The sequence below is a fragment of the Micromonospora sp. NPDC050495 genome, assembly GCF_040655175.1.
In the GTDB taxonomy this organism is placed as follows: Bacteria; Actinomycetota; Actinomycetes; order Mycobacteriales; family Micromonosporaceae; genus Micromonospora.
This window is the reverse complement of record NZ_JBFAJK010000006.1, coordinates 136,213-148,658: the sequence shown is the minus strand read 5'-3', so window position 1 is coordinate 148,658 and position 12,446 is coordinate 136,213. Positions and strand designations below refer to the sequence as shown.

At 76.1% G+C, this 12,446-nt stretch carries 10 protein-coding genes; 6 read left to right on the top strand and 4 right to left on the bottom strand.

Features of this window, described 5'->3' with window-relative positions:
• The first annotated feature begins 47 nt into the window (after positions 1 to 47).
• The 4 genes from AB0I11_RS09930 (at position 48) to AB0I11_RS09915 (ending at position 4,643) form a co-directional block, all read left to right on the top strand.
• Positions 48 to 1,484, top strand: coding sequence for an NYN domain-containing protein (locus AB0I11_RS09930; RefSeq protein WP_357316327.1), 1,437 nt, complete (start codon positions 48 to 50; stop codon positions 1,482 to 1,484).
• Positions 1,485 to 1,615: 131 nt separating this feature from the next.
• Positions 1,616 to 1,825, top strand: coding sequence for a hypothetical protein (locus tag AB0I11_RS09925; protein WP_357316323.1), 210 nt, complete (start codon positions 1,616 to 1,618; stop codon positions 1,823 to 1,825).
• A 437-nt stretch (positions 1,826 to 2,262) separates the two neighbouring features.
• Positions 2,263 to 3,522: a M48 family metallopeptidase gene (locus tag AB0I11_RS09920; protein ID WP_357316319.1), complete on the top strand. Its 1,260-nt coding sequence runs from the start codon at positions 2,263 to 2,265 to the stop codon at positions 3,520 to 3,522.
• Complete coding sequence (locus tag AB0I11_RS09915; RefSeq protein ID WP_357316315.1) at positions 3,519 to 4,643, top strand: glycosyltransferase family 4 protein; 1,125 nt, start codon at positions 3,519 to 3,521, stop codon at positions 4,641 to 4,643. The genes AB0I11_RS09920 and AB0I11_RS09915 overlap by 4 nt, the downstream gene beginning before the upstream one ends.
• 127 nt (positions 4,644 to 4,770) lie before the next feature.
• Here the strand turns inward: AB0I11_RS09915 and AB0I11_RS09910 are convergent, their stop codons facing one another.
• Positions 4,771 to 6,888: an MMPL family transporter gene (locus AB0I11_RS09910; RefSeq protein ID WP_357316312.1), complete on the bottom strand. Its 2,118-nt coding sequence runs from the start codon at positions 6,886 to 6,888 to the stop codon at positions 4,771 to 4,773.
• 160 nt (positions 6,889 to 7,048) lie between these two features.
• Here AB0I11_RS09910 and AB0I11_RS09905 point away from each other — a divergent pair, with 160 nt between their 5' ends.
• On the top strand, positions 7,049 to 8,353 hold the full coding sequence (locus AB0I11_RS09905; protein WP_357316309.1) for a histidine kinase: 1,305 nt from the start codon (positions 7,049 to 7,051) through the stop codon (positions 8,351 to 8,353).
• A complete protein-coding gene (locus AB0I11_RS09900) occupies positions 8,305 to 8,979 on the top strand; it encodes a response regulator transcription factor (protein ID WP_357316306.1) in 675 nt (224 codons plus the stop codon). The genes AB0I11_RS09905 and AB0I11_RS09900 overlap by 49 nt, the downstream gene beginning before the upstream one ends.
• Positions 8,980 to 8,987: 8 nt before the next feature.
• Here AB0I11_RS09900 and AB0I11_RS09895 read toward each other — a convergent pair whose 3' ends face one another.
• The 3 genes from AB0I11_RS09895 to AB0I11_RS09885 form a co-directional block, all read right to left on the bottom strand.
• Positions 8,988 to 10,676 (bottom strand): bifunctional diguanylate cyclase/phosphodiesterase, encoded by a 1,689-nt coding sequence (locus tag AB0I11_RS09895; protein WP_357316597.1) that lies wholly within the window; start codon positions 10,674 to 10,676, stop codon positions 8,988 to 8,990.
• An 82-nt stretch (positions 10,677 to 10,758) separates the two neighbouring features.
• Positions 10,759 to 11,571: an SAM-dependent methyltransferase gene (locus AB0I11_RS09890; RefSeq protein ID WP_357316303.1), complete on the bottom strand. Its 813-nt coding sequence runs from the start codon at positions 11,569 to 11,571 to the stop codon at positions 10,759 to 10,761.
• A 204-nt stretch (positions 11,572 to 11,775) separates the two neighbouring features.
• Positions 11,776 to 12,444, bottom strand: coding sequence for a response regulator transcription factor (locus tag AB0I11_RS09885; RefSeq protein WP_007072219.1), 669 nt, complete (start codon positions 12,442 to 12,444; stop codon positions 11,776 to 11,778).
• Positions 12,445 to 12,446 lie beyond the last annotated feature (2 nt).

The following is a 12,446-nucleotide window of genomic DNA, read 5'->3' as shown; positions in this document are numbered from 1 at the left end:
GCTCACTCACCGGGCGGTGGGCCCGTTCGGGGTGGGAGACTTGCCACATGCCCCTCACCGAGCCGCACGACGACCGCTTCTCCGCGGAGGAGCCGGTGGTCGGCGGGCCCGAGATCGGTGAGACCCCGCCCGACCCGCCGGCCGACGCCGGCCCGGACGTCCCGGCCGCGGCCCCCGAGCCGGAGCCCGTCCTCCCCGAGCCGGTGCGCCAGCGGATCGTCACGCTGACCGCCACCGTGCTGCCGGGCCTGCCCGCCGACGAGGTGCCCGTCCCGCTCCGCCGGGTGGCCAAGTTCGCCCCCAACCGGCGGGCCCGGCTCGGCGCCGCGGCCATCGCCGCCCAGCTCACCGCCGACCCGCTGTTCCGGCAGCGGGTCACCGCGCGGGTGCTGGCCGACGCCGGTGACCTCGGTGCCGCGGTCGTCGAAGGGACCGCACCGGCCGCCGCCGACCCGGTCGAGGTGGCCGCCCTGGCCTACCTGGCCCGGCCACGCGGCTGGCGCGAACTGATCGAGGCCAGCGGGGCCGCGGTACGCGCCGAGGCGGACAGCGCGGTCGTCGCCGAGCTGGTCCGGGAGGCCGAGCAGCGGGCCAGCCGCGCCGAGCACGACCGGGCGGTGGCCCGGGTCGAGGCGGAGAAGCTCCGCGACGAGCTGGCCCGGGTCCGGGAGGAGCTGGGGCAGCTCCGCGAGGAGGCCCGCCAACTGGCGCGTACCCTCCGGGAGACCCAGGCCCGGGAGCGCAAGGCCAGCGAGATGCTGGCCACCGAGCGGGGCCGGGCGGCGCGGGCGGCGGCCGACGCGGACGCCGAGCTGCGCCGGGCGCGGGCCCGGCTGGCCGAGGCGGAGGCCGCGGCCGGGCTGGCCCGGGCCAGCGCCAAGGAGGCCCGCTCCGTCGACGACGCCAAACTCTGGCTGCTCCTCGAGACCATCGGACAGGCCGCCGTGGGGCTGCGCCGGGAGCTGGCGCTGGAACCGGTCGACCGGATGCCCGCCGACTTCGTGGCCGACGCGTTCGCCGACCAGTCGGCCACCACCCAGGCCGGCGCGGCCACCCGGGCCCGGGACACCGACGACCCGGCCCGGCTCGACCAGCTCCTCGCGCTACCGAAGGCGCACCTGGTCGTCGACGGCTACAACGTCACCAAGCGCGGCTTCGGCGAGATGTCCCTGGAGCAGCAGCGCAAACGGCTGATCAGCGGGCTGGGCGGGATCGCCGCGCAGACCGGGGACGAGGTCACCGTGGTCTTCGACGGCGCCGAGCGCATCCACGGGCTGCCGCCCGCCCCGCGCGGCGTGCGGGTGCTCTTCTCCCGCAAGGGAGAGACCGCCGACGAGCTGATCCGCCGGCTGGTCCGGGCCGAGCCGGCCGGGCGCCCGGTCGTCGTGGTCTCCTCCGACCGGGAGGTCGCCGACGGGGTACGCCGGCACGGCGCCTACCCGCTGGGCGCGGACTCGCTGGTGCGCCGGCTCGCCCGTTCCTGAGCGCGATGCTCGGGTTCGGGGCGGCTGCTGCCTCGTTGTCCGGTTCTGTCACACCCCTGGCCTAGCGTCGTGGTGACCGACGGTGGTCGGGGGTCACCCGTCCGCCACCGGCGACGCGTCAGGAGGCGTTGATGCGCATCGACTGCGACACCTGCGGGATCCGCGGCGCCGGCTGTTCCGGCTGCCTGGTGACCGCACTGCTCGACACCGGCTCGCCGGCGGCCGACCTGGGCCCCGCCGAGCACCGGGCGATCGAGGTGTTCGCCCGGGCCGGCTTCGAGGTGGAGGTGCTGCCGCCGACCGCCCGGCCCACCCGCCGGCCCCGCCGCCGGATCGCCTGACCACCCGTCCCCGACCACCGCGTACGCCGGCCGGCCCAGGGCCGCGCCGTGCCGTGGGTCGGCCGTGTCGTGGGTCGGCCGTCCCGGGGCCGCGCCCGGTAGTGGGCCGGGAGTGCGCCGGCCTGGCCAGGGCCGGGCGGCGTTCCGGGTCCGGCGGGTGATCGACTCAGGTTGCGGCATATCGGGGCTTCCGTGGGCGTGGAGGCCACGCTTTGCCGCGACTCGCGCGGTCGCCACCGCCGTCCGCCGTCCGCCCGTCCGCCCGTCCGCCGGCCGGCCGGCCGGGTGTCGGGTGGCCGGGCGTCGGGTGGCTGGGCGTCGGGTGGCGGTTCGGTGGGCGCGGGCGGCGGGTCCGGCGGCGGCCGGTCGGGCTTAGGATGAGCGGTCACGGCGGAAGGGAACGGCATGACTCGGGCGCGATACGACGGCGGGGCGCGGTGACCCCGCGCGGCTGGGCGGTGCTCACCCTGGCCGGGCTGGTCGTCGCGCTGGTCGTCGCCGGGGCGGTGCTGATCCCGTGGGGCCGGCCACCGGCCCCCCGCGCCGACCAGCTGGCCGCGCTGCGGTCCCTGCCGGTCGAGCAGGTGACCCGGGGGCGTGCCTTCCACGGCGCGCTGCGCCCGGCCGCGTGGTCCGCGCTGGCTGTCGGCCTGCTGGTCGCCCTGGTGCTGGGGTTCACCCCGCTGGGCGGTCGCCTGGTCGAGCTGGCCGGCCGCCCCTTCGGGGACCACTGGATCGCCCAGGCGGTGCTCGGCGGGCTCGCCGTGCTGCTCCTGGCCGACCTGCTCACCCTGCCCTTCGCGGCCTGGCGGCAGACCGTGCTCGTCCGCTACGGGCTGAGCACCCAGGGCTGGAGCGGCTGGGCGGTCGACCTGGTCAAGTCGTACGCGGTCAGCGCGATCATCGGCGCCCTCGTCTTGCTCGGCTTCTACGCGGTGGTCCGGCTCGCCCCGCGCTGGTGGTGGGCGCTCGGCGCGGCCGGGGCGGCGCTGCTGGTCGTGCTGCTGTCGTTCGTGCTGCCGGTGCTGGTGGAGCCGGTGTTCAACAAGTTCACCCCGATGGAGCCCGGCCCGCTGCGCGCCGAGCTGATCGCGTTGGCCGACCGGGACGGGGTGCCGGTCCGCGACGTGCTAGTCGCCGACGCCTCGCGGCGGACCCGGGCGGTCAACGCGTACGTCTCCGGGCTGGGGCCGACCCGGCGGGTGGTGGTCTACGACACGCTGCTGCGCGAGGCCACCCCGGAGGAGGTGACCAGCGTGGTGGCGCACGAGCTGGGGCACGCCCGGGACCGGGACGTCTGGACCGGCACCGTGCTGGGGGCGCTCGGCGCGGCCGCCGCCGTGGTGGCGCTGTTCCTGATCGGCTCGTGGCCGCCGTTGCTGCGGCTGGCCGGCGTCGACGGGATCGCCCAGCCGCGGGCGTTCCCGCTGCTCATCGCGCTGATCACCATCGCCGGGCTGGTGGCCACCCCGGTGCAGGCCCTGGTGTCGCGGCAGGTGGAGGCCCGGGCGGACGCGCACGCGCTCGCCCTGACCGGCGACCCGGGCACCTTCGAGGCGATGCAGCGCCGCCTGGCCGGAGTGAACCTCGCCGACCCGGACCCGCCCCGCTGGGAGTACCTCTGGTCGGCCAGCCATCCGTCCACCGTGGAGCGGATGGCCGCCGCCCGCGCCTACGCCAGGGGGAGCGGCGGATGAGCCGGACCTTGCTGATCACCAACGACTTCCCGCCGCGCCCCGGCGGCATCCAGTCGTTCGTGCATCACCTCGCGATCCGCCAGCCCGCCGGCTCGGTGGTGGTCTACGCGTCGAGCTGGCGCGGGGCGGCGAAGTTCGACGCCGACCAGCCGTTCGAGGTGGTCCGGGAGCGCACCAAGGTGCTGCTGCCCACCCCGCTGATCGCCCGGCGCGCCGCGAAGCTGGCCCGGGCGTACGACTGCGACACCGTGTGGTTCGGCGCGGCGGCCCCGCTGGGGCTGCTGGCGGCGGGGCTGCGCCGCCGGGCCGGGATCCGGCGCGCGGTGGCCCTCACCCACGGTCACGAGGCCGGCTGGGCGACGCTGCCCGGCGCCCGGTCGGCGCTGCGCCGGATCGGTCGGGGCGTCGACGTGACCACCTACCTGGGCGAGTACACCCGGGTCCGGCTGGCCCGGGTGCTGGACGGGGTGACCGAGCTGCGCCGGCTCGCCCCGGGCGTGGACGTGGAGACCTACCACCCGGCGGTGGACGGGGAACGGGTGCGGGTGCGGCTCGGGCTGGCCGACCGGCCGGTGGTGGTCTGCGTGTCCCGGCTGGTGCCCCGCAAGGGGCAGGACATGCTGATCCGCGCCCTGCCGGAGATCCGCCGCCGGGTCCCGGACGCGGCGCTGCTGATCGTCGGGGGCGGGCCGTACCGGGCGGCGCTGGAGAAGCTGGCCCGGCAGACCGGGGTGGACCGCGACGTGGTCTTCACCGGCTCGGTGCCGTCGGCCGAGCTGCCCGCCCACTACGCCGCCGGTGACGTGTACGCGATGCCCTGCCGGACCCGCAACCGCGGCCTGGACGTGGAGGGTCTGGGCATCGTCTACCTGGAGGCCAGCGCGACCGGGCTCCCGGTGGTGGCGGGCGACTCGGGCGGCGCGCCGGACGCCGTCCGGGAGGGGGAGACCGGGTACGTGGTGCGTGGCCGGGACGTCGTCCAGCTCGCCGACCGGGTGGCCACCCTGCTCGCCGACCGGGACCTGGCCCGCCAGTTCGGCGCGGCCGGCCGGGCCTGGGTGGAGCGGGAGTGGCGGTGGGAGACCCAGGCCGAGCGGATGGCCGCCCTGCTCGCCGGCTGACCGGCCCCCGCCGGCAGCCCAGCGGCGCCCACGAGCACGACGCCCGACGTCGAGCGGGGCCTGGGCACCGTCCGACGTCGAGCGGGCCCCCGGCGCAACGGCGGGCGTTGACCGGGGGCCGCTGCTGTCACGCCGTCAGGGCCGGTTCGGGGGCGGGCGGCGGCGAGGTGGGCTGCGGGGAGCGGCGGGACAGCCGCCCCGGCCACCAGGTGCGGACGCCCAGGTCCAGGGTGAGCGCCGGGATCAGCAGGCTGCGGACCAGCAGCGTGTCGAGCAGGATGCCGACCGCCACGATGACGCCCACCTGCACCGACGGCACGAGCGGCAGCACCAGCAGCGACCCGAAGGTGGCCGCCAGCACGATGCCGGCGCTGGTGATCACCCCGCCGGTGACGGTGAGGGCGCGCAGCACGCCCGGCCGGTGCCCGATCAGCGCGGTCTCCTCCCGGGCCCGGGTCATCAGGAAGATGGTGTAGTCCACGCCGAGGGCCACCAGGAACAGGAACGTCTGCAACGGGACCCCGACGAACAGCCGGGGGTGCCCCATGGCGTCGAGCAGCAGCCCGGCGGCCCCCATCGCGGCGGCGAACGACAGCACCACGCTCGCCATCAGCAGCAGCGGCGCGACCAGTGACCGCAGCAGCAGCACCAGCACCGCCAGGACGACGAGGAGCACCAGCGGGATGACCACCAGGTTGTCCCGGTCCACCGTGCGCCGCTCGTCGAGCAGCGTCGCGGTCCGTCCGCCCACCACGGCCTGCGCCCCGGGCACCGCGTGCACGGCGGCCCGCAGTCCGGTCACCGCGTCCCAGGCGGCGTCGCTGTCCGGGGCGTCGGCGAGCACCGCCGTCACGCGCACCCACCGGCCGTCGGCCGACCGCTGCGGCGCGGCCACCTCGGCGACACCGGGCACCGCGCGGGCGGCGGCCACCACCCGGTCGGCCGCCCCGGCGGCGGCCAGGATCTCGGCGGGCGCCGCCGAGCCGCCCGGATAGTGGGCGGCGATCAGACGCTGCCCGGTGACCGAGCCGACCTCGGTGGTGAAGGACTCGTCGTCGGTCAGGCCGACGCTGAGGTTGCCGATGCCGAAGGTCAGCGCGACCAGCACGGCGGCGGTGCCGAGCCAGACCGCGCGGGGCCGGCTGGCGACCAGGTTGGCGACCCGCCGCCAGCCGCCGTGGTCGGCGGTCCGGTCGCGGGTGTCCGCGTCGGCGCTGTAGCGGGGCACGAACGGCCAGAACAGCCACCGGCCGAGCAGCACCAGCACCGCCGGGAGCAGGGTGGTCATGGCCAGCAGCGCCGCGCCGATGCCGACCGCGCCGACCGGGCCCAGCCCACGGGTGGCCGGCAGGTCCGCCGCGAGCAGGCAGAGCAGCCCGATCGCCACGGTGGCCGCCGACGCGCACACCGCGCCGTACGAGCGGCGCAGTGCCGCCGCCATCGCCCGGTGCCGGTCGGCGTGCCGGCGCAGCTCCTCGCGGTAGCGGGCGATCAGCAGCAGGGCGTAGTCCACGCCGACGCCGAACACCAGCACGGTCAGGATGGTCTGGCTCTGGAAGTCCACGGCCAGCCCGGCGTGCTTGGCCAGCAGATAGACCACCGCGCCGGCGAGCTGGTTGGCCGCACCGACCGCGAGCAGCGGGATCAGCCACAGCACCGGGCTGCGGTAGGTGACCAGCAGGAGCAGGGCGACGGTGAGCGCGGTCGCCAGCAGCAGCGCGCCGTCCATCCCACCGAACGCGTCGAAGACGTCGTGCTCGGCGGCGGCGTCGCCGGTCAGTGCGATGCGCAGGCCCGGCGGGGCGCCGTCGGTCAGCCGGTCCTTCAACGCGCCGACCGCCTCGGCGCGCCGGTCCTCGTCCATGCTGACCGGCAGGGAGAACAGCAGCGCCCGGCCGTCGGCGGCGGGCACCGGTGGGGAGACCACGCCGCCCTCGGCGTACCGGGCGAAGGCCGCCCGGTCGGCGTCGACGCGGGCCCGGTCGGCGTCGGTCAGGCCGGTGTCCCGGACGTAGACGGCGATGGCGAGCTGCCGCCGCGACTCGGGGAAGGCGTCGGCGGCCCGCTGCGCCGCCCGGCTGCTCTCCGCCCCGGCGGGCAACGCGCCGAGCGTCGAGTTGTCCTGCACGTCGCCGAGTTTCAGCGCGAGCGGCCCGGCCACCGCCAGCAGCACCAGCCAGAACAGCAGCACGGCGTACCTGCCCCGGCGGCCGGACGGCAGGCCGGCCAGTCGTTGTGGTGACATCGGTTGTCCTCTCGGTCGGTCACCGTCGGGAACCGGCACGGCCCCCGTCTCATCCCCGATCCTTCGGCCCGGGCCGCCCCCGGTCAGGGGTGTCATCCCGCCGACCCGGGTGGTGCCAGCACCACCGCTTCCGGCGCGGCGGTGCCGGAGAATGGGCGCCGTGGACAGCCGGGTACCCGACCGAATCCGCGCCGGCCTGCGGCCCGCCGCGGTCACCGCCGCGCAGGGGCTGCTGATCGCCCTGCTGTCGCTGACCACGCACGTGCTGCTGGTCGTGTTGTCGCTGGTGGCGCTGCTGCTCATCCCGGCCTTCGGGGTGGGGTTCGCCCTGTTCCCGGTGGTCACCGCGCTGGTCCGGCTCTGCACCGGGCTGCACCGGCGGCTGGCCCGGTGGAGCGGGGTGGAGCTGCCCACCCCGTACCTGCCGGCCCCGCCCGGCGCGCAGGTCGCCACGTGGCGGCGGTTCCGTTGGGTGGTGACCGACCCGGCCACCTGGCGGGACCTGTCCTGGCTGCTGCCCGGCGCGGTGACCGGCGCGGTGTGCCTGGCCGCGTTCGCGCTCCCGCTGTACGGCCTGGAGGGCGCGCTCGGGGTGCCGGTGCTGCTGCACCTGGCCGACGTCTGGTACGGCTACGGGCCGTTCTGGCCGATCGACAACCTGTTCCAGGCGGTGCTCTGCGTCCCGCTGGGGGTGCTGGTCCTGGCCGCCGGGCTGGCCGCCGGGCGCTGGCTGGTCTGGCTGCACCTGACCTTCGCCGGCTTCTTCCTGCCGCCGACCCGGGCCGCCGCGCTGGCGTTGCGGGTCCGCCAGCTCACCGTCACCCGGGCCGAGACGGTCGACGCCCAGGCGGCCGAGCTGCGCCGGATCGAACGGGACCTGCACGACGGCGCGCAGGCCCGGTTGGTGGCGTTGAGCATGAGCATCGGGCTGGCCGAGCAGCTCGTCCAGCGCGACCCGGAGGCGGTGCGCCGCCTGCTCGCCGAGGCCCGGGAGACCAGCGGGCAGGCCCTGGCCGAGCTGCGCGGGCTGGTCCGGGGCATCCACCCGCCGGTGCTCGCCGAGCGCGGGCTGGACGGTGCGGTACGGGCGTTGGCGTTGTCCGTGCCGCTGCCGGTGGCGGTGAGCGCGGAGCTGCCGGGCCGGCCGCCGGCGCCGGTGGAGTCGGCGGCGTACTTCGCGGTGGCGGAAGGGCTGGCCAACGTCACGAAGCACAGCGCGGCGTCCCGGGCGTGGATCACCGTGCGGTACGCCGACGGGCGACTGACCCTGGTGGTCGGTGACGACGGGCGGGGCGGCGCCGATCCGGCGGCGGGCAGCGGCCTGGCGGGTGTCGGGCGCCGCCTGGCGGCCTTCGATGGAACGATGACGGTGACCAGTCCGGTCGGTGGACCCACCGTCGTCACCATGGAGCTGCCGTGCGAGTTGTCATCGCCGAGGATCTCGCCCTCCTCCGGGACGGGTTGACCCGCATCCTCGAGGCGTTCGGCTGCCAGGTGGTCGCGGCCGTCGACAACGGACCGTCGGTGCTGCCCGCGCTCACCACGCACCGCCCCGACGTCGCGGTGGTCGACGTACGGCTGCCGCCCACCTTCACCGACGAGGGGTTGCAGGCGGCCATCCGGGCCCGGGCCGAGCTGCCCGGGCTGCCGGTGCTGGTGCTCTCCCAGCACGTCGAGCGGCTGTACGCCCGGGAGTTGCTCTCCGACCGGCGTGGCGGCGTCGGGTACCTGCTCAAGGACCGGGTGTCGCACGTCGACCAGTTCGTCGACGCGGTGCGCCGGGTGGCCGCCGGCGGCACGGTGATGGACCCCGAGGTGGTCGCCCAGTTGCTGGCCAGCCGGGCCGGCGCGGAGCCGCTGGCGGACCTGACCGCCCGGGAGCGGGAGGTGCTGGGCCTGATGGCCGAGGGGCGCTCGAACGCGGCGATCGCCGGCCGGCTCTTCGTCACCGAGAAGGCGGTCAGCAAGCACATCAACAGCATCTTCAGCAAGCTGCGGATGCCGCCGTCCAACGACGACAACCGGCGGGTGCTCGCCGTGCTGGCATACCTGGACGGGGAGGACGGCCGCCAGCCCCGCGCGCCTGCCTGAGCCGGCGGTCAGGCGCCGGTGCCGGAGAGGGCGGGGGAGCGGTCCAGGTGCTGCCGCGCCGGCCCGGGCCGGCCGAAGTGCCAGCCCTGCGCGGCGTCGCAGCCGATCGCCCGCAGCCGGGCGGCCTGCTCGGCGGTCTCCACGCCCTCGGCGGTCACCGTCACCCGCAGCGCGTGGGCCAGCGACACCAGCGCGGCGAGGATCCGCTCGTCGGTGCGGCTGGCCGGGTCGTCGGCGGGGGCGCGCAGCCCGGTGACGAACTCGCCGGCCACCTTCAGCTCGGTCACCGGCAGGCCCCGCAGGTACGCGAGGTTGCAGTAGCCGGTGCCGAAGTCGTCGATGGCGATCCGGACGCCGAGGTCGGCCAGCACCCGCAGGGCGCGTACCGGTTCCTCGGCGGTGCTCATCATGGTGCTCTCGGTGATCTCCAGCTGGAGCCGCCCGGGCGGCAGGCCGGTACGCCCCAGCAGCGCGCGTACCTCGTCCACCAGCCCCGGCCGGCGGACCTGCTGCACGGCCAGGTTGACGCTGACGAACGGGGCGTCGCCGGCCTGGTCGGCCCACGTCCGGGCCTCCCGGCACGCCTCGGCCAGCACCCAGCCGCCGAGCCGCCCGATCAGCCCGGTCTCCTCGGCCAGCCCGATGAAGCTGTCCGGCCGCAGCACGCCCAGCTCCGGGTGGCGCCAGCGGACCAGCGCCTCCATGCCGAGCACCCGGCCGTCGCGCAGCGCGGTCAGCGGCTGGTAGTCGAGGTAGAACTCGCCCCGCTCCAGCGCGGTGGGGATGGCCGCGGAGAGCGCGTACCGGGCCAGCTCGCGGCGGTTGCGGTCGGCGTCGAAGAGCGACCAGCGGGCGCCGCCGGCCGCCTTGGCCCAGTGCAGGGTGCTGTCGGCGGCCCGCATCAGCTCCACCGGCGTGGTGTCGGCCACCTGCCGCTCCACGATGCCGATGCTGGCCGAGACGGTCAGCTCGTGCCCGTCGACCAGGGCCGGCTCGTTCACCGCGGCGAGCGCCGCCTCGGCCACCCGGACCGCGTCGTCGGTGCCCGCGGTCCGTTCCACCAGGATGACGAACTCGTCGCCGCCCAGCCGGGCCACCAGGTGCTCGCCGAGCGCGCCGCGCAGCCGCTCCGCCACGGCGATCAGCAGTCGGTCGCCGACCTGGTGGCCGAGGGAGTCGTTGACCACCTTGAACCGGTCCAGGTCGAGGAAGCAGACCCCGACCCGGTCGGCGTCGCGGCCCGGTCGGGTCAGCGCGGCGGTGAGCCGCTCGGTGAACAGGGTGCGGTTGGGCAGGTCGGTCAGCGGGTCGTGGGTTGCCTGGTGCCGGAAGCGCGCCTCGCTGTCCCGCAACGCCCGTTCGGCCTGTGCCCGGGCCATCATGGCGGCCCGCCGGATGGTCTCCTGCTCGTCCAGCGTGCGGTCGCGCAGCGCGCGGGCGTACCCGGTGGCGACGGTGGCGAGCAGCCGGGCCATCCGGTCCTCGACGTCCTCGGCGACCAGGCCGAGGTCGCGGACCAGGCGCAGCTGGATGACCTCCACGGTGCGGCCGAGCCCTTCGGCGGAGGCGATGTGCGCGCGGACCAGTTCCGCGCCGACCTGCTGGCCGATGCGCAGGTCGAACGGTTCGGACCGGAGCGCCGCGGCCAGCCGCTCGGTGAGCCGTTGCAGCAGCGCCTCCAGCTGGGCCTGGGTCATCGGCAGGTAGCTCGTGCCGGCGACCGCCTTGGCCCAGGCCCGGGCGAAGGTGCCCGGGCAGGAGCGGCCCCGCCCGGCCGGCTCAGTCACCGAGCCGCCCGACGCCGCCGATGAAGACCGCCTTGGCCGCGTCCTCCGCCTGCTCCGGGGCATCCGGCCGCCACTGCGGCACCCAGACCACGCCCGGCTCGACCAGGTCGAAGCCGGCGAAGAGCGCGGTGAGCTCGGCACGGCTGCGGATGAACAGCTGGCTGTCGGTGCGGCGGTAGACCCGCTCGGCCTCCGCCCGCTCGCCCGTCTCGCCCCGGTCGTCGTCGCTGGCCTGCGACATGACCAGGTAGCTGCCGGGGGGCAGCGCGGACCGCAGGGTCCGCAGGATCTCCTCCGGGCGGTCCTCGTCGGGTACGAAGTGCAGCACCGCCACGATCATCACGGCCACCGGCTGGCTGAGGTCCAGCAGCGAGGTCACCTCGGGATGCTGGAGGATGGCCGCCGGGCGGCGCAGGTCCTCCTGGATCACCGTGGCCCGGTCGTTGCCGGCCAGGATCTCCCGGCTGTGCGCCACCGCGACCGGGTCGACGTCGACGTAGACCACCCGGCACTCCGGGTCGATCCGCTGGGCGACCTCGTGCACGTTGCCGACGGTGGGGATGCCGGAGCCGATGTCGAGGAACTGGCGCACCCCGGACTCGGCGAGGAACTGCACCGCCCGGCGCAGGAACGCGCGGTTGGCCTGGGCCATCAGCGGGGCCTCCGGCACGGCCGCCATCATCGCCTGGGCGGCGGCCCGGTCGGCCGCGAAGTTGTGCGAGCCGCCGAGGTAGTAGTCGTACATGCGGGCGACGCTGGGGCGCTCCATGTCGATCGAGTCGGGTGCCCAGTCCGGCCGCTGCATGCCTCTGCCCCTTTGTTCACAGCGCGCGGGGTCCCGCCCGCGCGACCACCCGGGTATTCTGCCCGCCCGCGGTCGCGGTGCAAAGACCACCGTCGTTGCGTCACTGTCCGATCACGGTACGCGGCCGGGGTTGCCCGGCATGCCGGAGCGGCCCGCGCCCCGGGCGGGTACGCGGGCCGCTGACCGACGGGCGTCGGTGCGGGGTCAGAACTTGGGGGCGTCCGGTGCCTCGAGCAGGCCCAGCCGCAGCGCGGTCATCAGCGCCTGGGCCCGGTTGGCGGCACCCAGCTTCTCGTAGAGCTTCGAGATGTGCGTCTTGGCGGTGGACTCGCTGACGAAGAGCTGCTTGGCGATGCCGGCGACGCTCATGCCGTCGGCGAGCAGCCGCAGCACCTGGCCCTCCCGTGGGGAGAGCTGCGGGCCGGACGGGGCCAGCCGGCGCTTCATGGCCTCGGCCAGGTCGGCGGCGGTGAACGCGCTGGGGGAGGAGGCGGCGTGCCGGGCGGCGGCCACCACCTCGTCGGCCGGGGCGGTCTTCGGCACGAACGCGCTCGCCCCCGCCTCCAGGGCGCCGAAGAGCTGGTCGTCGCCGGCGTACATGGTGAGCACCACGATGCCCATCGAGGCGCTGGACTTACGCAGCGCGCGGGTGGCCTCCAGGCCGCTGCCGTCGGGGAGCCGCAGATCCATGATCACCACGTCCGGCTGGAGGGCGCCGGCCTGGCGCACACCCTCGGCGGCCGTGGCGGCCTCGCCCACGACCTCGAACTGCCGGTCCCGCTCGAAGGCGTGCCGCAGTCCCTTGCGGATCAGGTCGTGATCGTCGACAAGGAGAACCTTGGTACGGGTGGCCGGTGTCGGACTAGTGGTCATCC

Bases quoted from the DNA above. Each gene is read 5' to 3' on its own strand.
- AB0I11_RS09930 (WP_357316327.1), top strand. From the start codon at position 48: ATGCCCCTCACCGAGCCGCACGACGACCGCTTCTCCGCGGAGGAGCCG.
- AB0I11_RS09925 (WP_357316323.1), top strand. From the start codon at position 1,616: ATGCGCATCGACTGCGACACCTGCGGGATCCGCGGCGCCGGCTGTTCC.
- AB0I11_RS09915 (WP_357316315.1), top strand. From the start codon at position 3,519: ATGAGCCGGACCTTGCTGATCACCAACGACTTCCCGCCGCGCCCCGGC.
- AB0I11_RS09910 (WP_357316312.1), bottom strand. From the start codon at position 6,888: ATGTCACCACAACGACTGGCCGGCCTGCCGTCCGGCCGCCGGGGCAGG.
- AB0I11_RS09895 (WP_357316597.1), bottom strand. From the start codon at position 10,676: ATGACCCAGGCCCAGCTGGAGGCGCTGCTGCAACGGCTCACCGAGCGG.
- AB0I11_RS09890 (WP_357316303.1), bottom strand. From the start codon at position 11,571: ATGCAGCGGCCGGACTGGGCACCCGACTCGATCGACATGGAGCGCCCC.
- AB0I11_RS09885 (WP_007072219.1), bottom strand. From the start codon at position 12,444: ATGACCACTAGTCCGACACCGGCCACCCGTACCAAGGTTCTCCTTGTC.